This is a genomic window from Microbacterium sp. MYb66, from assembly GCF_002979435.1.
Lineage (GTDB): Bacteria > Actinomycetota > Actinomycetes > Actinomycetales > Microbacteriaceae > Microbacterium.
On record NZ_PCOV01000001.1, the window covers coordinates 333,797 to 354,405 of the forward strand.

Annotated in this window: 19 protein-coding genes; 14 read left to right on the plus strand and 5 right to left on the minus strand. The window is 68.1% G+C overall.

Translation table 11 applies throughout. The annotated features are described in order from the left end of the window. Positions 1-30 precede the first annotated feature (30 nt). The 9 genes from atpA (at position 31) to CQ045_RS01610 (ending at position 10,808) form a co-directional block, all read left to right on the plus strand. Entirely contained in the window at positions 31-1,671 is a 1,641-nt protein-coding gene (gene atpA / locus CQ045_RS01570) for a F0F1 ATP synthase subunit alpha (protein WP_105720937.1), read from the plus strand. Positions 1,672-1,690: 19 nt separating this feature from the next. Next, on the plus strand, positions 1,691-2,587 hold the full coding sequence (locus tag CQ045_RS01575) for a F0F1 ATP synthase subunit gamma (RefSeq protein ID WP_017830990.1): 897 nt from the start codon (positions 1,691-1,693) through the stop codon (positions 2,585-2,587). Positions 2,588-2,608: 21 nt separating this feature from the next. Next, entirely contained in the window at positions 2,609-4,063 is a 1,455-nt protein-coding gene (gene atpD / locus CQ045_RS01580) for a F0F1 ATP synthase subunit beta (RefSeq protein ID WP_017830989.1), read from the plus strand. Positions 4,064-4,065: 2 nt separating this feature from the next. Next, positions 4,066-4,326, plus strand: a complete 261-nt coding sequence (locus CQ045_RS01585; RefSeq protein ID WP_017830988.1) for a F0F1 ATP synthase subunit epsilon — start codon at positions 4,066-4,068, stop codon at positions 4,324-4,326. Positions 4,327-4,403: 77 nt separating this feature from the next. Then, on the plus strand, positions 4,404-5,150 hold the full coding sequence (locus CQ045_RS01590) for a YaaA family protein (RefSeq protein WP_105720938.1): 747 nt from the start codon (positions 4,404-4,406) through the stop codon (positions 5,148-5,150). A gap of 113 nt (positions 5,151-5,263) precedes the next feature. After that, positions 5,264-6,055, plus strand: a complete 792-nt coding sequence (locus CQ045_RS18720; protein WP_105720939.1) for a large exoprotein — start codon at positions 5,264-5,266, stop codon at positions 6,053-6,055. 90 nt (positions 6,056-6,145) lie between these two features. Then, positions 6,146-7,129: an aldo/keto reductase gene (locus CQ045_RS01600; RefSeq protein WP_105720940.1), complete on the plus strand. Its 984-nt coding sequence runs from the start codon at positions 6,146-6,148 to the stop codon at positions 7,127-7,129. An 81-nt stretch (positions 7,130-7,210) separates the two neighbouring features. Further along, positions 7,211-8,008: a PP2C family serine/threonine-protein phosphatase gene (locus CQ045_RS01605; protein ID WP_105720941.1), complete on the plus strand. Its 798-nt coding sequence runs from the start codon at positions 7,211-7,213 to the stop codon at positions 8,006-8,008. 58 nt (positions 8,009-8,066) lie between these two features. Then, on the plus strand, positions 8,067-10,808 hold the full coding sequence (locus tag CQ045_RS01610; protein WP_105720942.1) for an FtsK/SpoIIIE domain-containing protein: 2,742 nt from the start codon (positions 8,067-8,069) through the stop codon (positions 10,806-10,808). A gap of 27 nt (positions 10,809-10,835) precedes the next feature. Here the strand turns inward: CQ045_RS01610 and CQ045_RS01615 are convergent, their stop codons facing one another. Next, positions 10,836-11,831, minus strand: coding sequence for an asparaginase (locus CQ045_RS01615; RefSeq protein ID WP_105720943.1), 996 nt, complete (start codon positions 11,829-11,831; stop codon positions 10,836-10,838). A 67-nt stretch (positions 11,832-11,898) separates the two neighbouring features. Between CQ045_RS01615 and CQ045_RS01620 the strand changes: the two genes are divergently transcribed. Beyond that, on the plus strand, positions 11,899-12,393 hold the full coding sequence (locus CQ045_RS01620) for an OsmC family protein (protein WP_105720944.1): 495 nt from the start codon (positions 11,899-11,901) through the stop codon (positions 12,391-12,393). A 14-nt stretch (positions 12,394-12,407) separates the two neighbouring features. Here CQ045_RS01620 and CQ045_RS01625 read toward each other — a convergent pair whose 3' ends face one another. Then, complete coding sequence (locus CQ045_RS01625) at positions 12,408-13,205, minus strand: 1-acyl-sn-glycerol-3-phosphate acyltransferase (RefSeq protein WP_105720945.1); 798 nt, start codon at positions 13,203-13,205, stop codon at positions 12,408-12,410. Positions 13,206-13,523: 318 nt separating this feature from the next. On the opposite strand from CQ045_RS01625, the gene CQ045_RS01630 reads away from it, so the two are divergent. Next, positions 13,524-14,291 (plus strand): FKBP-type peptidyl-prolyl cis-trans isomerase, encoded by a 768-nt coding sequence (locus tag CQ045_RS01630; protein WP_258130892.1) that lies wholly within the window; start codon positions 13,524-13,526, stop codon positions 14,289-14,291. A 37-nt stretch (positions 14,292-14,328) separates the two neighbouring features. Further along, entirely contained in the window at positions 14,329-15,411 is a 1,083-nt protein-coding gene (dxr, locus tag CQ045_RS01635; protein ID WP_105720947.1) for a 1-deoxy-D-xylulose-5-phosphate reductoisomerase, read from the plus strand. A 28-nt stretch (positions 15,412-15,439) separates the two neighbouring features. On the opposite strand, the gene CQ045_RS01640 is transcribed toward dxr, so the two are convergent. From CQ045_RS01640 to CQ045_RS01650, 3 genes are all read right to left on the minus strand, one after another. Next, entirely contained in the window at positions 15,440-17,062 is a 1,623-nt protein-coding gene (locus tag CQ045_RS01640) for a Mur ligase family protein (RefSeq protein WP_181156404.1), read from the minus strand. A gap of 93 nt (positions 17,063-17,155) precedes the next feature. Then, positions 17,156-17,845 (minus strand): YcnI family protein, encoded by a 690-nt coding sequence (locus CQ045_RS01645; RefSeq protein ID WP_105720949.1) that lies wholly within the window; start codon positions 17,843-17,845, stop codon positions 17,156-17,158. Between the two features lie 100 nt (positions 17,846-17,945). Further along, positions 17,946-18,530, minus strand: a complete 585-nt coding sequence (locus CQ045_RS01650; RefSeq protein ID WP_105720950.1) for a hypothetical protein — start codon at positions 18,528-18,530, stop codon at positions 17,946-17,948. Positions 18,531-18,594: 64 nt separating this feature from the next. Here CQ045_RS01650 and CQ045_RS01655 point away from each other — a divergent pair, with 64 nt between their 5' ends. Then, complete coding sequence (locus tag CQ045_RS01655) at positions 18,595-19,908, plus strand: RIP metalloprotease (protein WP_105720951.1); 1,314 nt, start codon at positions 18,595-18,597, stop codon at positions 19,906-19,908. Between the two features lie 90 nt (positions 19,909-19,998). After that, positions 19,999-20,598 carry a GNAT family N-acetyltransferase gene (locus CQ045_RS01660; protein ID WP_105720952.1) on the plus strand — a complete coding sequence of 200 codons (600 nt, stop codon included), beginning with the start codon at positions 19,999-20,001 and terminating at the stop codon, positions 20,596-20,598. Positions 20,599-20,609 lie beyond the last annotated feature (11 nt).

Genomic DNA, 20,609 nt, shown 5'->3' on the forward strand with positions numbered 1-20,609 from the left:
AACCGCGCACCCAGATACAAAGGGAAGACAATGGCAGAACTATCGATCAGCCCCGACGTCATCCGTGACGCGCTGAAGGACTTCGCCGCAGCATACGAGCCCACTGGGGCTGGGGCGACCGAGGTCGGCACCGTCATCGACGCCGCCGACGGCATCGCGCACGTCGAGGGACTGCCCGGCGTCATGGCGAACGAGCTCGTGATCTTCGCCGACGGCACCAAGGGTCTCGCGCAGAGCCTGAACGAGCACGAGATCGGTGTCGTCGTCCTCGGCGAGTTCACCGGTGTCGAGGCAGGTCAGGAAGTCACCCGCACCGGCGAGGTCCTCTCGGTTCCGGTCGGCGACGGCTACCTCGGCCGCGTCGTCGACCCGCTCGGCAACCCGATCGACGGACTCGGCGCCATCGAGACCGAGGCCGTGCGCGCCCTCGAGCTCCAGGCGCCCGGCGTCATGCAGCGCAAGTCGGTGCACGAGCCGATGCAGACCGGCATCAAGGCCATCGACGCGATGATCCCTGTCGGCCGCGGTCAGCGCCAGCTGATCATCGGCGACCGTCAGACCGGTAAGACGGCCATCGCGATCGACACGATCATCAACCAGAAGGCCAACTGGGAGTCGGGCGACGTCAACAAGCAGGTTCGCTGCATCTACGTCGCGATCGGTCAGAAGGGCTCCACCATCGCTTCGGTGAAGGGTGCGCTCGAAGAGGCCGGCGCTCTGGAGTACACCACGATCGTGGCCGCTCCGGCATCCGACCCCGCCGGTTTCAAGTACCTGGCTCCCTACACCGGTTCGGCCATCGGGCAGCACTGGATGTACGGCGGCAAGCACGTCCTCATCATCTTCGATGACCTGTCGAAGCAGGCTGAGGCCTACCGTGCCGTGTCCCTCCTCCTGCGCCGCCCGCCGGGCCGTGAGGCATACCCGGGTGACGTCTTCTACCTGCACTCGCGTCTGCTCGAGCGTTGCGCGAAGCTGTCCGACGAGCTCGGTGCCGGTTCCATGACGGGTCTCCCGATCATCGAGACCAAGGCGAACGACGTCTCGGCGTACATCCCGACCAACGTGATCTCGATCACCGACGGCCAGATCTTCCTCCAGTCCGACCTCTTCAACGCCAACCAGCGCCCTGCGGTCGACGTGGGTATCTCGGTCTCGCGAGTCGGTGGTGACGCGCAGGTCAAGTCCATCAAGAAGGTCTCGGGCACGTTGAAGCTGGAGCTCGCGCAGTACCGCTCCCTCGAGGCGTTCGCCATGTTCGCGTCCGACCTCGACGCGGCTTCGCGTCGTCAGCTCTCGCGCGGTGCACGACTGACCGAGCTGCTCAAGCAGCCGCAGTACTCGCCGTACCCCGTCGAGGAGCAGGTCGTCTCGATCTGGGCCGGTACCAACGGCAAGCTCGACACGATCGAGGTCTCGGATGTCCTGCGCTTCGAGCGCGAGCTCCTGGACTACCTGCGTCGCAACACCGAGGTTCTCGAGACGCTCCGCGACACCAACGTCCTCGATGACGCCACGGTCGCCGAGCTGGAGAAGCAGACGGATGCCTTCATCCTGGAGTTCCAGGGCGGCAAGGGTCACGCCATCGGCGCCCCGGGTCACGAGGAGCACGCTGCAGCCGAGGCGGAGGACGTCAACCAGGAGAAGATCGTCAAGGGTCGTCGCGCGTAACCGCGTGAGGTACTGACATATGGGCGCTCAACTCAGGGTCTACAAGCAGAAGATCTCTTCTGCTCAGACGACCAAGAAGATCACGAAGGCGATGGAACTCATCGCGGCTTCGCGCATTCAGAAGGCGATGGCACGCGTCAAGGCGTCCACTCCCTTCGCGCGTGCCGTGACGAGGGCCGTGTCCGCCGTCGCGACGCATTCGAACGTGGATCACCCGCTGACCCGCGAGTCCGAGAACATCACCCGCTCTGCGGTCGTGATCTTCTCCTCGGACCGCGGCCTCGCCGGAGCCTTCAACTCGCAGATCCTCCGTGAGGGTCTCGAGGTGGCGGAACTCCTGCGCGAGCAGGGCAAGGAGCCGGTCTTCTACCTCATCGGCCGCAAGGCCGTCGGATACTTCCAGTTCCGACGCCTCGCTGCCGCTGCGGAGTGGACCGGCGACACCGACACCCCGTCGTTCCACACCGCGGAGGAGATCTCCGCGACACTGCTCGAGTCCTTCTCCCGCGGGGGACAGGACGGCGGTGTCGACGAGATCCACCTCGTGTACAACCGTTTCGTCAGCATGATGACGCAGTCGCCGGAGTCCGTGCGTCTGCTCCCGCTGGAGATCACGGAAGCCGATGAGTCGGAAGCCGGTAACACCGTTTACCCGCTGTACGAGTTCGAGCCGGACGCCGAGACTGTTCTCGACGCGATCCTGCCGGTGTACATCCAGAGCCGCGTCTTCAACGCCCTCCTGCAGTCGTCTGCCGCGAAGCAGGCGGCGACGCAGAAGGCGATGAAGTCGGCCAGCGACAACGCCGACAAGCTCATCACCGACTACACCCGTCTGCGCAACAACGCGCGCCAGGCGGAGATCACGCAGCAGATCGCCGAGATCGTCGGCGGCGCCGACGCCCTCTCGAGCAAATAGACCATCAGGAAAGAGACGAAAATGACCCTCACCGCTCCGGCTGACCAGCCGGCGACCGCGGTCGTCGGGCGCGTCGCACGCGTCAACGGTCCGGTTGTCGACATCGAGTTCCCTCATGACTCGATCCCCGACATCTACAACGCGCTGAAGACCACGATCGCGATGGGCGAAGAGTCCACCGAGATCACGCTCGAGGTCGCCCAGCACCTCGGCGACGACCTCGTCCGCGCCATCGCCCTGAACCCGACCGACGGCATCGTCCGCGGTCAGGAGGTTCGCGACACCGGTGAGGCCATCTCGGTTCCCGTCGGCGACGTGACCAAGGGCAAGGTGTTCAACGTCATCGGCGAGGTGCTCAACCTCGAGCCCGGCGAGACGATCGAGGTCACCGAGCGCTGGCCCATCCACCGCAAGGCACCGAACTTCGACCAGCTCGAGTCCAAGACTCAGATGTTCGAGACCGGCATCAAGTCGATCGACCTCCTCACCCCGTACGTGCTGGGTGGAAAGATCGGTCTCTTCGGTGGCGCCGGTGTCGGCAAGACGGTCCTCATCCAGGAGATGATCCAGCGCGTCGCGCAGGACCACGGTGGTGTGTCGGTGTTCGCCGGTGTCGGTGAGCGCACCCGTGAGGGCAACGACCTCATCCACGAGATGGAGGAGGCGGGCGTCTTCGACAAGACCGCCCTCGTCTTCGGCCAGATGGACGAGCCGCCGGGAACGCGTCTTCGCGTCGCCCTGTCGGCTCTGACGATGGCGGAGTACTTCCGTGACGTGCAGAAGCAGGACGTTCTGCTCTTCATCGACAACATCTTCCGCTTCACGCAGGCCGGTTCCGAGGTCTCCACGCTGCTGGGCCGCATGCCCTCCGCTGTGGGTTACCAGCCGAACCTCGCCGACGAGATGGGTGTGCTCCAGGAGCGCATCACCTCGACGCGTGGTCACTCGATCACCTCACTGCAGGCGATCTACGTGCCGGCCGACGACTACACCGACCCGGCTCCGGCGACCACCTTCGCGCACCTCGACGCGACGACCGAGCTCTCTCGTGAGATCGCCTCGAAGGGTCTGTACCCGGCCATCGACCCGCTGACCTCGACGTCGCGCATCATGGACCCTCGCTACTTGGGCGAGGACCACTACCGCGTCGCCACCACGGTCAAGCAGATCCTCCAGAAGAACAAGGAACTGCAGGAGATCATCGCGATCCTCGGTGTGGACGAGCTCTCCGAAGAGGACAAGATCGTCGTGTCGCGTGCGCGTCGCATCCAGCAGTTCCTCTCGCAGAACACCTACATGGCGAAGAAGTTCACCGGTGTCGAGGGTTCGACCGTCCCGCTGAAGGAGACCATCGAGTCGTTCGATGCGATCACCCGCGGTGACTTCGACCACGTGGCCGAGCAGGCCTTCTTCAACGTCGGTGGTATCTCCGACGTCGAAGAGCAGTGGGCGAAGATCCAGAAGGAGAACGGCTGACCATGGCATTGCATGTCAGCCTCGTCTCCGCGGATGCGGAGGTGTGGACGGGAGAGGCGAGCCTCGTGGTCGCCAAGACCGTCGAGGGCGAGATCGGCTTCATGACCGGCCACGAGCCGGTGCTGGCCATCCTCGCTGAGGGCCAGGTTCGCATCACCCAGTCGGATGGCACCAAGGTGCTGGCCAACGCGCAGGACGGGTTCCTCTCCATGGAGGGCGACACCCTGACGATCGTTGCCGGCAACGCGGCTCTCATCGCCTAGAAGTTTCCGTTTCGACGCGTCCGCCTCGGCACCCTCACGGGTTCCGAGGCGGACGTGTCTGCATCCACTGAGGTTCCATGAAGATCCTGCTCCCTCCGTCGGAGACGAAGCGTGAGGGCGGCGACGGCCCGCCGCTCGACCTGAGTTCACTGGCGCTTCCCGGCCTGGCGGAGCGTCGGACAGCGGTTCTGGACGCGCTGGTCGACCTCGCGGCCGACGAGGAGGCCGCTCGTCGCGTTCTCAAGCTGAGCGAGCGCCAGACCGGTGACATCGCCCACAATCGGATGCTGCGCACTGCACCTACGATGCCGGCGGTCGATCGCTACACAGGCGTGCTCTTCGACGCTCTCGACGCACGCTCGCTCTCGACGGCGTCACGCCGGTGGCTCGGCGCGCATGTCTGGATCCACAGCGCGCCGCTCGGCCCCGTCGGGGCGCTGGATGCCGTGCCCACCTATCGTCTCGCCGCGGGAACCTCGCTGCCGGGCGTGCCGGCGCTGCGGCGGCACTGGGCGGAAGCCACGACCTCGGCGATAGCCGGGGCCGCGCCGTCGTTCCTGCTCGACCTGCGGAGCGAGGCGTACGTAGCCCTGGGCCCCACGCCCGAAACGCTGCCGCGCGCTTACGTCAGGGTCGTGACCGACCAAGGGCGAGCTCTCAACCACTTCAACAAGAAGTCCAAGGGGCTTCTCGTCCGTGCGTTGGCCGAAGATCGGCCACGCGTGGGCTCTCTGCGAGCCCTGAGGGCCTGGGCCGATGCGCAGGGGATCCTGTTCCGTGACGGTGAACAGCAAGGCGTCTGGGAGCTCGTCGTCGCGGAATGACCGCGGATCTCTTCAGGTCGCGGCGCCGCGTCGGTCGTTGCCGGGCCCCGGTCTCCCCGCTATGGTTGTGACGCGGCGCGACCAGCGTCCGCTCATCTGATCCGGAGGGGATCATGTACGACTATTACGACACAGGCTCGTTGGCCGTCTTCGGCATCCTGATCGTCTTCGGCCTCATCTTCGCGGCAGCGGGCTACGTTCTCTCGTCTCTCTTCCTGATGAAGATCTTCGAGAAGGCCGGCGTCGAAGGAAAGTGGCGGGCGTGGGTTCCCGTCTACAACGCCATGATCCTCGCGAAGCTCGGCGACGTCTCGCCGTGGGTCATGCTCGGTGCCATCGTGATCAACGTCATCCCTGTCCTCAACTACATCTCGTGGATCGCCTACGTCGCGGTGCTCGTCATCGTCGGATGGCGCGTGGGACTCAAGCTCCAGAAGGACGCGGTCTGGGTCCTCTTCGGCCTGATTCCCGGCATCGGTGTGCTGATCTGGCTCGGCATCAACGCGTTCGACAAGTCGCGCTGGAACCCGAACGTCGCACCGGCGCCGTGGGCGAACAACGGATTCCTCGGCGACAACACGGTGTGGCAGGGCATCCCGGTGCAGCCCAAGCCTGTTGCGGGCCCCGGTTACGGTGCTCCCCAGGGCTACGCTCCGCCCGCGCAGCCCGGTTACGCCCCGCCCGCGCAGCCCGGTTACGCGCCGCCCGCACAGCCGGGTTACGCGCCTCCCGCGGGGCCTGCGGCTCCTGCCACGGGGGCTCCCGTCCCGCCAGTGCCGCCGACCACGCCGCCGGCACCTCCGGCTGCGCCGCCGACCACGCCTCCGGCACCGCCTGCTGCACCTCCCGCGCCGCCTGCTGGGCCTCCCGCGCCGCCGACGGATCCGACGCAGCCTCCCGCGTGATCCTCTGACGCAGGGCCCTCGACTTCGGTCGGGGGCCCTGCGCCGTCTCCGGGTGGCCGTCGATCAGAACCGGCCGCTAACGTGGAGCGCATGGTCTTGTCGCAGCGCCGCGTCGGCGCCTCCGGTCTTCTCGTCTCCTCCACCGGCCTCGGCTGCAACAACTTCGGGCGCGCGGGTACTGCCACGGAGACGCTCGCAGGCACTCGTGAGGTTATCGACGCGGCACTCGCCAACGGCATCACCTTCTTCGACACCGCCGACATGTACGGGGCGGTCGCGGGTGCGAGCGAGACTCTCATGGGCGAGGTCCTGGAGGGACGTCGGGACCGCGTCGTCCTTGCGACAAAGTTCGGGCAGGAGCGAGACATGGGCTATGCGTTCCCCGCGGCCCGGGGCTCGCGCCGCTATGTCCGTCGTGCCGTCGAGGAGTCCCTGCGGCGGTTGCGCACCGACTGGATCGATCTGTATCAACTGCACCTTCCCGATCCGGAGACTCCGATAGCGGAGACCACCGACGCGCTCGACGACCTCGTGCGCGAGGGCAAGATCCGGTACTACGGGCATTCGAACTTCACCGGCTGGCAGATCGCCGAGGCGGAGTTCACGACGCGGCAACGCTCGACAGGCAGATTCATCTCGGCGCAGAACCACTACTCCCTGCTCGCGCGTGCAGCGGAACGCGAAGTGCTCCCCGCGGTCGAGCGTTACCAGCTCGGCTTCTTCCCGTATTTCCCTCTGCACAACGGGCTGCTCACCGGAAAGTTCTCTCGCGATGGAGGCCCGGCGTCGAGCCGCATCATGTCGGCGCGTCGTCACGTCTGGGAGGATGCACCCTGGGACGCGATCGAAGCTCTCCGCGACTTCTGTGACGAACGCGGTATCAGTATGCTGCAGGCGTCGTTCGGTTGGCTTCTCTCTCGTCCGGCGGTCTCCAGCGTCATCGCGGGGGCGACGTCAGCGGCGCAGGTGGAGGCGAATGCTGCGGCGGGCGACGCGTGGCGTCCGGGTGCCGCCGACCTCGAGATCATCGATGAGCTGTTCCCGTTGCCCGCCGACCCGGGGGCGCGAGTGTGATCGCGGGGCGGAGGAGTTCTACTACGATGTGTGAGTATCCTGCGTTCGCCCGATCCGTCGCAGGCCCATCGGAGGCAGCACGTGGCTGAGACGAAGACGCACCGCGTCACGGTTGCGCAGCGCCCGCTGCTGCTGTCCTGGTCCGGTATCACCGATCAAGGCCGGCGCCGCGAGACGAATCAGGATGCCTACCTCGCGGAGTACCCGCTCTTCATCGTCGCGGACGGCATGGGCGGCCACGCCGGGGGAGAGATAGCGAGCCAGAGCACGGTCGCGCGGCTTCAGGCAGTGGTCTCCACCGGTGAGGTGAGTGGCCCTGCGATCGAGAAGGCGCTCGAACTCGCCGTCGGCGATATCGCCGACCACCCGGAGACGACCGACGAGGGTACCGGGACCACACTGACCGGGGTGTACTTCGACAGCGAGGGTGATGAGTCGCACTGGATCGCGCTCAACATCGGCGATTCGCGTGTCTATCTTCTTCGTGACGATCGACTGGTGCAGGTGACGACGGATCACTCCGTCGTCCAAGAGCTGATCACCGCGGGCAAGCTCAGCCCCGAAGAGGCGGAGGGTCACCCCTACAGCAACGTGATCACGCGTGCCGTCGGTGCGAGCGAGCTCACGGCACCGGACTACGTCTCGATTGATGTGCGCCCGGGGGACCGGTTCGTCATCTGCTCGGACGGGCTGACCAAAGAGCTCACCGACTACGGGATCCAGCACTTCCTCCGTGAGCATCTCGACCCGGGCGATGCCGTCGATGCGATGCTCGCGGCGGCGCTGGAGAACGGCGGGCGGGACAACGTCACGTTGATCGTGGTCCAGGTCGCGGACGAGGGCGAGTCCTCCTCCCCAATCGAAGACACAGCGGAGTAGCCGTTCAGCGCTGTGGACAGCGCTGATCCGACCGACGACATGCGATCCACTGGGGTCCATGGAATCCCTCCCGATCGTGCTTCCCGCGGCTCCCGCTCCTTCACGCCGCGCTCCGTTGCCGTTCATGGCGGCCCTGGTGCCGATCGCCGCCGGTGTCGTCCTGTGGTTGGTCTCGGGTTCGATGCTCGCGCTCTGCTTCGCGGCTCTCGGCCCACTCATGATCGGGGCCTCGGCGCTGGATACCGCCCGCAATCGGCGACGCGAACGCCGGCAGGGAGATGCACAGGCCGAACTCGACTGGGTGGCGGCTGAGGATCAGCGGGAACGCCTCCATCGCCAGGAGCGTGAAGAGCTGTGGCTCCGCCAGCCCGACAGTGCGTCGTGCCTCATCCAGCCGCCTCTCCGGGGCGCGGTACCGCCTGACGCATCGACGCCGATCGTCGTCGGCGCCGGCAGCGTTGCGAGTGCAGTGCGCTGTAGCGGAGGGGACGACGCACGGGGACGGAGCTTTCGCGAGCGCTGCGGCACCGTCGAACACGCTCCGATCGTCGTGCCGATCGGTGGTGGTATCTGCCTGCGGGGTCCGCGACCGCTGACGGCGGCCGCCGCGCGCGCACTGGTCGTGCAACTCTGTCTGCGGTTCGGCGCCACCCAGCTGTCGATCGTCGGTGCGGAGCCGCGTGTGCACGGCGTCGGCGCGCTTCCTCATGCGATGAGAGCACGCCGGGGCGGCTTCCGGATGGGAATCGGGACCGCGGAGGGAGGCCGTGTGGATGCCGATGCGCTCATCTGGCTCACATCGGCCGGAGCCGAGGTGCCCGAGGGGATCACGACGGTCATCGACATCATCGAACCGGGCGACGCGAATCTGCGCACGCAGCGGGGCATCATTGCTGTCGGCGTCGAATGCCTCTCGATCGCCCAGGCGGAGGCGGTCGCCCGTGACCTCGCGGAGCGTGGCGACGACGCCGATGCGCTCCCGGAGTCTGTTTCGCTGCACGAGCTGGAGCAGCCGTCGGCGGGGCGCGGCCTGGCGGCGACGATCGGGCGAGGGGAGCACGGCGATGTCGTGGTCGACATCGTCGGCGACGGACCGCACGCGATCGTCACGGGTACGACCGGCACCGGCAAGAGCGAACTGCTCGTCACCTGGGTCACGGCGATCGCCGAGACCCACGGCCCGGATCGTGTGACCTTCGTGCTGGCCGACTTCAAAGGGGGCACCGCGTTCGAGCCCCTACGCGAGCTGCGGCAGGTAGCGGCGGTCATCACCGATCTCGACGATGAGGGTGCGCGGCGGGGTGTCTCCAGCCTCACCGCCGAGCTACGGCGGCGGGAGGGAGTGCTCGCAGCGGCCGGAGCCCGCGACGTTCGCGAGGTCTCGATGCCGCGGCTGGTGATCGTCGTCGACGAGTTCGCGGCGCTGCTGGCCGAACACCCCGACCTCGGCGCGGTGTTCACCGACGTGGCGGCAAGGGGCCGCGCGCTGGGTATGCACCTCATCCTCGGTACGCAGCGGGCCGCCGGTGTCGTGCGGGATGCGCTGGCCGCCAACTGCCCCCTCCGCATCAGTCTGCGTGTGGGAGATCCCGCCGACAGCAGACTCGTGATCGGGACGGATGCCGCCTCGGCGCTTCCGGGTGGGGCGGGCTCGCGCGGGCTCGCGCTGGTGCGTCGGCCCTCCGATCACGAGCCTGTGCCGATGCGAGTGGCCTTGACGGGTGCGGCGGATCTGCGTCGTGTCGGCGTGCGTTGGGCGGACCAGGCAGCACCGCGCAGTCCGTGGCTCCCCGCGCTGCCGACAAGTCTCCCTCTCGCCGAAGTCGCCGATGCCGCCGAGATCCGGTCGACGGAGCTCATCCTGGGCCGAGGTGACGATCCTGGTCTCCAGTCGCAGCCCCTGGAGCTCCTGCGTTGTGGGCAGGACCGCGGGCTCGTCATCCTCGGGGCGCCGGGGTCCGGTCGTACTGCGGCTTTGAGAGCCGTAGCGGCCCAGCGACCGGATGCGCTCTGGATGTCGGGCGATGCGGAAGACGTGTGGGACCTGGTGGCCGTCTGGGCTGGAGGCGTCCGGCGTCCGCCTCCTGTCGTCCTCTGCGACGACGTGGATGCGCTTGTCTCGTCATTGCCGCCGGAGTACGGTCAGCTGCTCGCCCAGCGCTGGGAGCAGGTCGTACGGGCAGGGACCGAATCGACGTTCGTGCTGACAGCTACCAGGGCGGCAGGACCGTTGGTGCGAGTGATCGACATGCTGCCGAGACGTGCCCTGCTGCGGATGCCGACGCGAGTGGATCACCTGGCGGCCGGGGGAGAGCCGGGGACGTTCGTTCGTGCGCGCGTGCCCGGGAGGGCCAGGATCGGTGACCGGGAGGTGCAGTTCGTCTGGGTCCCGGAAGAGGAGATCAGCACCTCTTCGCAGAGTGCCCCCGCGGTGTGGACGCCGTCGTGCGCGATCACGGGGGTCGTCAGCGCCGGAGCCGTCTCCGTGGCGGCGCAGATACGCGAGGCGCACCCGCAGCACGAGGTGATTCACCTCGGCATCGAATCGGTGACGATGCCGAGCCGCTCCTGCATCCTGGTCGCCGATGCGGAGACGTGGCAACGGAACTGGTCCACGTGGCAGCGCATCCGCGCGGAGGGTGAGGTTCTGGTCCGCGCGGAGCAGCCGGCCGATCTCCGACAGCTCGCCGCGGTGCGGGAACTCCCGCCGTATGCTCGGCCGCATGCGGGCCGGGCATGGTCGGTGCTCGGAGCGGGATCGCCACGGCGAGTGATCCTTCCCGAGCTGTCGCCCCGATGAACGAGTCTGCGCAGAACCCTCAGGGCATCAGATCCCGGACCCGGGACGGATCATTCCGACATCCGCACCGCCGCCGAGAACCGCGAGCGGGAGCGCGTCCGTGAGCGTCGCGACCTCGGCTTCGCTCAGGCCGCCCGCACGAGCGAGAAGTGTCGCGGCCACAATCGTCGAGGCGCGGGTGGCGCCGTCGAGCATCTTCAGTGCCACGGTCGTGCCGTTCGGCGCGACCATCACCATGACGCCTTCGGCGCCGTGTTTGGCGAACACCCCGAGCTTCTCGATCGCGATGGTGTCGGGGCGCCCGGGTCCTTCGATCGTCCACGGGCTCTCCCGCACCGCACGGACCAGAGAACCGGCGACGCGGTGAAGGGCGAACGGCGAGCGATCCGATGCGGTTCCGATGCGGTGGATGGAGCGTGCGAGTCCGGTGAGAGTGATCACGTGAACCGGCGCGCCGCACCCGTCGATGGCGGTATGGGCGATCTTCTCGCCGGTGAGGCGTTCGACCACGTCGCGGATGTGGAGCTGGAGGGGGTGAGCGGGGTCGAGGTAACCTGCGGTGGGCCAGCCGGTCGCCACACAGGCGCGCAGCATGGCGGCATGCTTTCCGGAGCAGTTCATGCGCACGCGTGACGCTTGGCCATGCTCCCGAACGAGCTCGTCGCGCGTCGCCGAGTCGGTCGGCCAGGAGGGAGGGCAGCCGAGGTCGTCCTCGGTGAGGCCGCCTTCCGTGAGGATGTCGCGGACCACGGAAGCGTGGCGATCCGTGCCGACGTGGCTCGCCGTGGAGATCGCGAGCTGCTCGCCCTCCAGGACGGCGCCGGCGGTGATGCAGGCGACCGCCTGCAGGGGCTTGAGGCTGGAACGCGGCAGGATCAGCGAGTCGGTGTTGCCGTGGCGGGCGACGATGTCGCCATCAGGGGAGAGCACCACCGCCGCGCCGACATGGCGGGATTCGACGAATCCGCTCCGCTCGACGACGGCGAGTTCCACGGAATCCTGAACGGTGAGAGTCTCCAGCACTCGTCAACTCTAGCCCGGGGCATGCACCTGCTCGCGTCGTGTCGGATGCGCCTGAGAGACTGAGGGCATGGCAGAGTCCACCCCCCGCGCCCTCGGCGAACATCACTATGCGCTCACCTCGACGTGGACCGGCAACACCGGCACCGGAACCACCGGCTACCGCGACTACCGCCGCGACGTGACCATCGAGGTCAGCGGGAAGCCGGAGCTGCTCGCTTCATCGGACAAGCCCTTCCGGGGCGATCCGTCGCGCTGGAATCCGGAAGACCTCCTGCTCGCGTCCCTCTCCGAATGCCACCTGCTGTCGTACTTGCACGCGTGCGTCACAGCCGGCGTCGTCGTCGTGTCCTACCGCGACGAGGCCACCGGGATGATGCGCGAGGACGGGACGGGTGGTGGTTCATTCGTGGAGGTGACGCTGCGCCCCGAGGTCGTCGTCGCCGAGGCCTCGATGATCGATGCGGCGGAACGCGCACACGCGCAGGCCAACGCATGGTGCTTCATCGCGAACTCGATGAACTTCCCCGTGCGTCACCAGGCGAAGGTCACCGCTCTCGCCTGAGATCCGCCGATGCGTCAGCGACGCTCGTGGGGGAGCGCCTGCTTGATCTTCTCGATGGCGCCCTGGGCAGGAGCCTCGTTGTAGGCTCCGGCGAGCTCCTGGCCGGAGAGGCCGTGTATCGCGGCCATGATCTGGTCCGTGGCGAGACGGCGTGCTCGCCCGCTCGTCGCAGGTCCATGCGGTGACAGATCGAGCGGCTCGCCGAAACGGACCGTGATTCGCTCCTTGAGTGTCGGCACCTTCGCCCCGACCGGCATCACCTTGTCAGTGCCGATGAGGCCTACCGGGACGACGGGTGCACCGGTCTGCAGGGCCAGGAAGGCGACGCCGGTGCGGCCCTTGTACAGGCGACCATCGGTCGACCGCGTGCCTTCCGGGTACAGGGCGACGGCGAGGCCCTCGTCGAGGAGCTGGCGCTGCAGCTCGAGAGCATCCAGAGCCGCCTGTCCGGCGCCGCGGCGCACCGGGATCGCGCCGATGGATTCGAAGAACGTCTTGCTCATCCAGCCCTGGAAGCCGGTTCCCTCGAAGTAGGTGGACTTCGCGAGGAAATGAACCGGACGGGGAGCTGCGACCGGGATCGCGATCGAGTCGATGAAGGAGAGGTGATTGCTGGCGAAGATGACGGGCCCGGTCAGAGGGACGTTCTCGCGCCCTTCGATTCGGGGGCGGTAGACGAAGCGGGCCAGAGGGGTGATGAGGCCCCGACCGAGGCGGTAGGCGATCCCGGCATGGCGAGGCTTGGCAGTCTCTTCTGACGAGGATTCCTCTTCTGACGAGGATTCGGGCTCGACGGACTGCTCAGAGGTCATCAGAGCAGATTACTCCCGGATCCATGCCGGCGTGGGAATGAAGACTCGCGCCGTGCTTCCCAGCGAGGGCAAAGGGGCATGGGGCAGGATGGAGTGTCCCGCCCGCGATCCCGAGGTCTCACTGTGCGCAAGCGTCCGCTCATCGTTCTGTCCACCGTCGCCGCGGCGACCCTGCTCCTGGCGGGCTGCGCTGGCAGCGCTGCGCCGGAGAGTTCCGGTACTCCGGCCCCTTCCGCGTCGAGCGCGTGCGCGCTGGACGCGCAACCCGGCGAGACATCTGACGCGGTCGTCGTTGAGGGAGAGGGTGCGGACACCAAGGTGACCGTTCCGGCCGATGCCGCTTTCGCGGGCGTCGAGCGTACGGTCATCTCCGAGGGTGACGGCGAGGACCTCGTCGTCAACGACCTGGTCTCCGTCCAGTATCAGATCGTCGACGCGACGACCAACGAGGTCGTGGATTCCTCTGCTCGAGGTGAGGGCGGCGTGCTGCCCGTTCTCCTCGACCCCAATCAGTCGTCGCTCTTCGTCGCCGCCCTCGAATGCGAGCCCGCAGGCTCTCGCATCCTGCTCGCCCTCCCGGGTAACGTCCTCGGCGAGGGTGCCAACAGTGTGGTCGTCTACGCCGAAGCGGTGGAGAAGCTGCCCGAGGTCGCGACCGGCACTCCTGTCGAGTCGACTCCCGGCATGCCGACCGTGAAGCTCGACGACAAGGGCGCGCCCACGGTGACGATCCCCGACGGCGACGCGCCGACCGCGACCGAGGTCGCCGTCCTCAAGCAGGGGGACGGTGCGACCGTCGCCTCCGGTGACCTCGTGGTCGTGCAGTACCTCGGCGTCAAGTGGTCGGACGGCAAGGAGTTCGACTCCAGCTGGAGCCGCGACGCCGCGCCGGCGCAGTTCCAGACCACCGGCGTCGTCGCCGGCTTCCAGAAGGCGCTCGAGGGTCAGAAGGTCGGCTCGCAGGTCGTCGTGGTGATGCCGCCGGCAGACGGCTACGGAGCGAGCGAGGGGCACGAGCTCCAGAAGGAGAGCCTCGTCTTCGTCGTCGACATCCTCGCCACGACCCCCGTCCAGCCGCAGCAGTAGCCGCGGGGGAGCCGCGGTCGTGACCTAGGCTGGCGGTATGCGTCGCGTCATCGTCCTCGGCTCCACCGGCTCCATCGGCACGCAGGCGCTGGATGTGATCCGCGCCAACCCCCGCCGGTTCGAGTTGGTCGGCCTTGCCGCCGGGTCCAACGCCGAGATGCTGGCCGCGCAGGCCGCGCAGTTCCAGGTCGAGGACACGGCCCTCGGTGCGGTCGAGGCCGAGCAACTCGTCCGCGATGTCGAGGCGGACGTGGTGCTCAACGCCATCACGGGCTCGATCGGCCTGGGATCCACCCTTGCCGCGCTGAAGGCGGGTCGCACACTCGCACTGGCGAACAAGGAGTCCCTGATCGTCGGCGGCGACCTGGTGCTCGCCGCCGCGGCACCCGGTCAGATCGTCCCGGTGGATTCGGAGCACTCTGCGCTCGCACAGGCACTGCGCTCCGGCACGCATGCCGAAGTGCGACGGCTCGTGGTGACTGCCTCCGGGGGTCCGTTCCGCGGTCGCACCCGCTCCGAGCTGGCCGACGTCACCCCGGCGGAGGCCTTGGCGCATCCGACCTGGGACATGGGCCGGATGGTCACGACGAACTCGTCGACCCTCGTCAACAAGGGGCTCGAGGTGATCGAGGCGCATCTGCTGTTCGATGTCGCCTATGACGACATCGAAGTCGTGGTGCATCCTCAGTCGATCGTGCACTCGATGGTCGAGTTCATCGACGGCTCCACGATCGCGCAGGCGTCACCGCCCGATATGCGGCTGCCGATCTCCCTGGGCCTCGACTGGCCGAACCGGATCGGCGGAGTCGGACGACCGCTCGACTGGTCATCCGCCACATCATGGACTTTCGAGCCGCTCGACGGCGAGGCATTCCCCTCTGTCGCCCTCGCGAAGGCGGTCGGCCGGGCCGGGGGGACGTTCCCTGCGGTCTACAACGCCGCCAACGAGCAGGCGGTCGACGCGTTCCACGAGGGGCGATTGTCGTTCCTCGGCATCGTGGACACAATCGCGCGGGTCGTCGACGCCCACGAGGCGCCGGACGCGCTCACGGTCGACTCTCTCGCCGCGGCAGAGTCCTGGGCGCGCACGACCGCCGACCGGTTGATCGCGAAGGCCTGAGGTCCGGGCGGATGCTCCGCCCGGCGGGTCAGCCTTCGTCCGGGTACGGGACAGGCCACCGCGAGTCGGGCACCGGCCATCCCGCGGCGCGCAGCGCGCGGCGCGCGAGTTCTCGCGCCGAATACGGCGTGCGCACTCCGCGGATGTCACGGTAGTCCTGGTGCCCCGGGCCTGCCCACAGGATCGCATCACCGTCGCCGACGAGACTCACTGCCGTCACGATGGCGTTCTCTGGCGGAGAAGCCTCGTGGATCTCTGCATCCGGCCGTACCGTGCGTGCGCCTTCGATCAGCGTCGCTCGGATCGAGGCCGGGTCTTCGAAACGCGGGTGGTGATCGGTGACGACGAGGATGTCGCTGCCCTCGACCGCGGTGCGCGCCATGTCGAACCGCTTGCTCGCGTCGCGGTCGCCGTCGGCGCCGAACAACATCAGTACCTTCCCCGGCGTCACGCGGCGGATGGCTGCGAGAGTCTTCTCGAACGCGTCCGGTGAATGCCCGAAGTCGACGAAGACGGCGGGACCGCGGTCTCCGGAGACGAGCTGCGTGCGGCCGGGAAGATAGGCGCGTATGCCGCCGTCCCGCGTGAGTGCATCGACGATGCGGTCCCAGGCGTAGCCGCCCTCCACGAGCATCACGATGGCGAGTGCGGCGTTGGCGGCCATATGCGGACCTATCACCGGCACCGTCGTCGTGAGCGAGCCCGCGGGACCCGTCATCGTGAAGGTGGTGCCGGCCGCCCGCTCCTCGTCGATGACGACGACCCAGTCCGCGGCGTTCGCAGCATCGGCATCAGCGGCGATCGAGGGCGTTCCGACAGTGACGACGGGGATCTCAGCGCGGTCGACCACGATCGCTCCGGAGAGGGAGTCGAGGCAGATGACGCCGCGCTTCGCTCGATCGGGTCGGAACAGCGGCAGCTTCGCCTCGAAGTACTCCTCCATGTCGGCGTAGTCGTCGAGGTGATCGTGGCTCAGGTTGGTGAATCCGGCGACGTCGAAGCGGATGCCGTCGACACGGTGACGCGACAGCGCCTGCGCACTGACCTCGACCGCGACGGCCTCGACCGAGCGCTCCCGCATCAGAGCCAGCAGCGCATGCATCTCCGAAGCCTCGGGAGTCGTCAGGCGCGAGACGATGATCTCCCCGGCGATGTGGCGCTCGGCCGTGGAGGAGAGACCGGTCACGACACCGATCTGGTCGAGGATGCCCTCGAGCAGATGGGAGACGCTGGTCTTCCCATTGGTTCCCGTCGTCGCGAAGAGCAGCGGGAGCGGGTCATCGGCCCCGGTGCCGTACACCCAGGCGCTGAGGTCACCGAGCACGGCCCGAGGGTCGTCGACGACGACGATCGGAAGCCCCGCGGCCTCGGCGATCTCCGCACCCGCCTCATCGGTGATGATGGCGACGGCACCCTTCACGGCGGCGGCGACGGCGAAGTCCGCACCGTGCCGGTTGATGCCCCGGATCGCCACGAAGGCTTCGCCGGCGCGGAGATCCGCCGTGGCGAGGGTGATGCCGGAGAGGGAGATCCCGTCGACATCGCCGCGCACACTGCGGGCGAAACGGGAAGCGAGTTCGGACAGCTCACGCCGGGGCGGGTTCGCGGGGCGGAGCACGGGAGGCAGGCTCGGTTGTTGTTCAATCGACATGACGGATCCATGATCTCACGGCGGCAGGGGGAACCCCTCAGTGGCGCGGTCCCTCGCGCGCCGGATCGGGAACGCGAGGGACCGTGCGGGTCTTCAGGCTCGGCGACGATAGGCGAGGACGGCGACGACCAGCGCGGCGACGCCCGCGACGAGTCCGCCAGCGCCGAGGACCACGCCCAGGGGATCGGCCGTCCCAGACGGGGCCGTGCCCGCTTGTGCGTCCTCCGTGCCCGCGGCGGCGTCGTGGTCGCCGTGGCCGTCCGCGGCGGCCGCGGAGACCGACACGACCGGTGCCGGCGCCTCGAGGGTGTGCGGGTCCTCGCCGTTCTCGGCCAGTTGCGTCCATTCGGTCGCACCCTCGACGCACTCCTGCACGACGGGGAAGGCCAGCGAGTCGGGAGTGCTCTCGTCCAATCCGACCCCCATGCTCACCGCTCCGCGCAGATCGGTGGGCACCGGGCTGATCGCTGTGTACGTCACGGCGCTGACGAGGCCGTCGTCACCGCGTTCGACCTGGATGTTCCAGTCGCTGTCCATCGTCGGTGCGACGGAGGCGAGGCCATCCGGCATCGTGATGCGCAGGGCCGTGGTGGGGGAGTTCTCGCAGCCGTGCGAGAACGAGAACGTGAGCACGCCATGATCTCCGGCGACGAGCTCGTCGGGGCTGACACCGACGTGGGCGCTGGCCATGGACGGGATGACGAGTGCGAGAACGGCGCCGCCGAGGATGCCGGCGGTGGCGACCGCGGTGCGGCTGGTGCGAGTGCGGGTGGTGCGGGACATGCGGGAATCTCCTGAATGCTCGGGTGCGGGTGCGCCAGACGGCGCTCTTCCGCGAAAGGGTGATACCGCCCGCGAAGGGCGGCGGACTCCGATGCGACGGTCAGTCGCGGATGAGCGCGGGAGGACCTCGCCGTGTCACCGCGGCCGAGATCGCGGCATCGAACGAAGGGACGGTGATCGACCGCAGACGCGGTGGGCGGCGGTGCGGGGTCGACGCGACCGGAGCGGCGCGCCGAAGGATCGCGTCGACCCACCGCGCGACGATCCGCACGACGCCTTCCCCGTGCCACACCAGGACTGTCGTGAGGACGGCGGCTACGGCGTGCGCGACCAGCATCAGCGTGCCGGGGGCTGCCATGGGCGCGGTGGGTCCGAGGAGCGCGAGGTCGATGTGGTGCTGCGCGTGTCCTCCGGCGATCCGGGTCGCACCGGTCGGCGACCCCAGCGCCTGGAACACCAGGTGGAACGCGCCTTGACCGAGGATGACGGCGGCCGCGACGCGGCTTCGCGATCGTCGGACGCCGACCAGCAGCGCCGACAGTGGCGTGAGCAGGGTGGACACGGCGACGATCAGCAGCGGATGCGGGGCTGCGCCGCCACCGAGCGTGTGGGAGAGTGCCGCGATCAGCGTCGCCATGGAGGAGACACCGGCAGCGCGCACGAGTCGCAGCTGCCGGGCATTCACGTCCTCAGCCTAGCCGTGGGGAGGCGCCGGGCGGATTCCTAGCTGGGGGCAGTAGCGTTGGCACGTGGAAATCCTGCTCTATCTGGGCGGCATCCTCTTCATGCTGATCGGCCTCGGCCTTTCGATCGGCCTGCATGAGGTCGGCCATCTCGTCCCCGCGAAGCTCTTCGGCGTGCGCGTCGGCCAGTACATGATCGGCTTCGGGCCGCGCCTGTGGTCGAAGCGCATCGGCGAGACCGAGTACGGATTCAAGATGCTCCCGCTGGGCGGCTTCATCTCGATGTCGGGCATGTATCCGCCCTCGAAGAGCACGGGCCCTGCGTCCGGCGTGTTCCGGTCGCTGATCCAGGACGCCCGATCCGCGAACGACGAGACCATCGCCGAAGGTGCCGAGGACCGGGTCTTCTACCGTCTCCCGGTGTGGAAGCGCGTGATCGTGATGCTCGGCGGTCCGCTGATGAACCTCATCCTCGCGACGGCGATCTTCACCGTGCTCCTGTCCGCCATCGGCCTGCAGCAGGGCACGACGACGATCTCCTCCGTGAGCCAGTGCGTGGTGCCCGCCGGATCGACGGCCACCGAGTGCGCGGCCGATGACCCGGAGTCGCCGGCTGCGGAAGCCGGCATCAAGCCGGGCGACGTGATCATGTCGGTCGACGGGCAGCCGGTGTCCACCTTCGCGGACGCGACGGCGATCGTGCAGGCCGCGCCGGGCGACACGCTCGACATGGTCGTGCTCCGCGACGGTGACGAGAAGACGCTCCACATCACTCCGATCGCGGCGGAGCGCACGATCACCGACGCGAGCGGACGGCCCGTCCTCGACTCCGAGGGGCAGCAGGTCGTCAAGACCGTCGGATATGTCGGCATGTGGGCGCAGATGGGCTATGTGCAGCAGCCGTTGACCGCGGGGCCGCAGATGGCGGTCGAGACAGCGGGCAACGTGGCCACGATGATCCTCAACCTGCCCGCGCGTCTCTGGGACGTCGGGGCCGCGGTCTTCACGGGGGCCGAACGCGACCCGAACGGGCCGCTGAGCGTGGTCGGCGTCGGACGTCTCGCGGGTGAAGTCGCGTCCGTCGATGCGCCGCTGCTGGACCGCTGGTCGGGTCTGCTGTCGCTCCTCGGGATGCTGAACATCGCCCTGTTCGTGTTCAACCTGATCCCGCTCCTTCCGCTCGACGGGGGCCACATCGTCGTCGCGCTGTGGGATGGTGTCCGACGCGCGTGGGCGAAGCTGTTCCGTCGCCCGCCCCCGGAGCCGGTCGACGCGACGAAACTGGTGCCGCTGACTGTCGTCGTCGCCGTCCTGCTCATCGCCATGGGGGCCCTGCTGCTGGTCGCCGACATCCTGAAGCCGGTCAGTCTGTTCCAGTAGACGCGGCGCGGAAGCCGAGCTTCGCCGAGGACGATTCCGATCGTGACCTGAGAGCATCCACCCACCGGCGTCCCGGGCGAGGATGGCAGAGTGTGGCGTGTACTGATCCGTCGTTCTAGGGAGATGACCTTCATGCACGGATACTCGTTGCGGCCGTACGACCCTTCGACGGAAGCGGAGATGGCCGAACGCCTTCGAGAGTCCGAGACCTGGCAGCCCAACAACTGGTTCGGGTTCGGATACACCCAGGTGCCGCCATTCGGGCCGCAGAGTCCCGGTCTGGGAATGATCAGCCCGGATGGCGGACGGATGCGCATCGTGCGCGACGGGACGACGGCAGGACAGGTCAGCTGGTTCCCGGGTTACGACTACGGTGGTTCGCCTCGTCACCGTGGGTGGGGCGTGGGCCTTCTGATACTGCCGGAGCATCGGCGGACCCGGGCCGCGTCGGCCGGACTCGGGCTCCTGATCGACTACCTATTCCTCACCACGACCGCGAACCGAGTCGAGGGGGTCACAGCCGCGGATGCGGCCCCGCGGAGCACTTCTGCCATGCCCGGCGGGATGGCGAGAGAAGGGATTCTGCGAAGTGCCCAATGGCGCGACGGGCGGTGGAATGATGTCGCCATCTACGCGATCCTCCGCGAGGAATGGGAGCAGCGCAGAACCACGACGGGGAACGAGGACTGACGGGTAAGCCT

Excerpts from the sequence above, each read along its gene's own strand:
- atpA (WP_105720937.1), top strand. The coding sequence starts at position 31 with ATGGCAGAACTATCGATCAGCCCCGACGTCATCCGTGACGCGCTGAAG.
- CQ045_RS01575 (WP_017830990.1), top strand. The coding sequence starts at position 1,691 with ATGGGCGCTCAACTCAGGGTCTACAAGCAGAAGATCTCTTCTGCTCAG.
- atpD (WP_017830989.1), top strand. The coding sequence starts at position 2,609 with ATGACCCTCACCGCTCCGGCTGACCAGCCGGCGACCGCGGTCGTCGGG.
- CQ045_RS01585 (WP_017830988.1), top strand. The coding sequence starts at position 4,066 with ATGGCATTGCATGTCAGCCTCGTCTCCGCGGATGCGGAGGTGTGGACG.
- CQ045_RS01590 (WP_105720938.1), top strand. The coding sequence starts at position 4,404 with ATGAAGATCCTGCTCCCTCCGTCGGAGACGAAGCGTGAGGGCGGCGAC.
- CQ045_RS18720 (WP_105720939.1), top strand. The coding sequence starts at position 5,264 with ATGTACGACTATTACGACACAGGCTCGTTGGCCGTCTTCGGCATCCTG.
- CQ045_RS01600 (WP_105720940.1), top strand. The coding sequence starts at position 6,146 with ATGGTCTTGTCGCAGCGCCGCGTCGGCGCCTCCGGTCTTCTCGTCTCC.
- CQ045_RS01610 (WP_105720942.1), top strand. The coding sequence starts at position 8,067 with ATGGAATCCCTCCCGATCGTGCTTCCCGCGGCTCCCGCTCCTTCACGC.
- CQ045_RS01620 (WP_105720944.1), top strand. The coding sequence starts at position 11,899 with ATGGCAGAGTCCACCCCCCGCGCCCTCGGCGAACATCACTATGCGCTC.
- CQ045_RS01625 (WP_105720945.1), bottom strand. The coding sequence starts at position 13,205 with ATGACCTCTGAGCAGTCCGTCGAGCCCGAATCCTCGTCAGAAGAGGAA.
- dxr (WP_105720947.1), top strand. The coding sequence starts at position 14,329 with ATGCGTCGCGTCATCGTCCTCGGCTCCACCGGCTCCATCGGCACGCAG.
- CQ045_RS01640 (WP_181156404.1), bottom strand. The coding sequence starts at position 17,062 with ATGTCGATTGAACAACAACCGAGCCTGCCTCCCGTGCTCCGCCCCGCG.
- CQ045_RS01645 (WP_105720949.1), bottom strand. The coding sequence starts at position 17,845 with ATGTCCCGCACCACCCGCACTCGCACCAGCCGCACCGCGGTCGCCACC.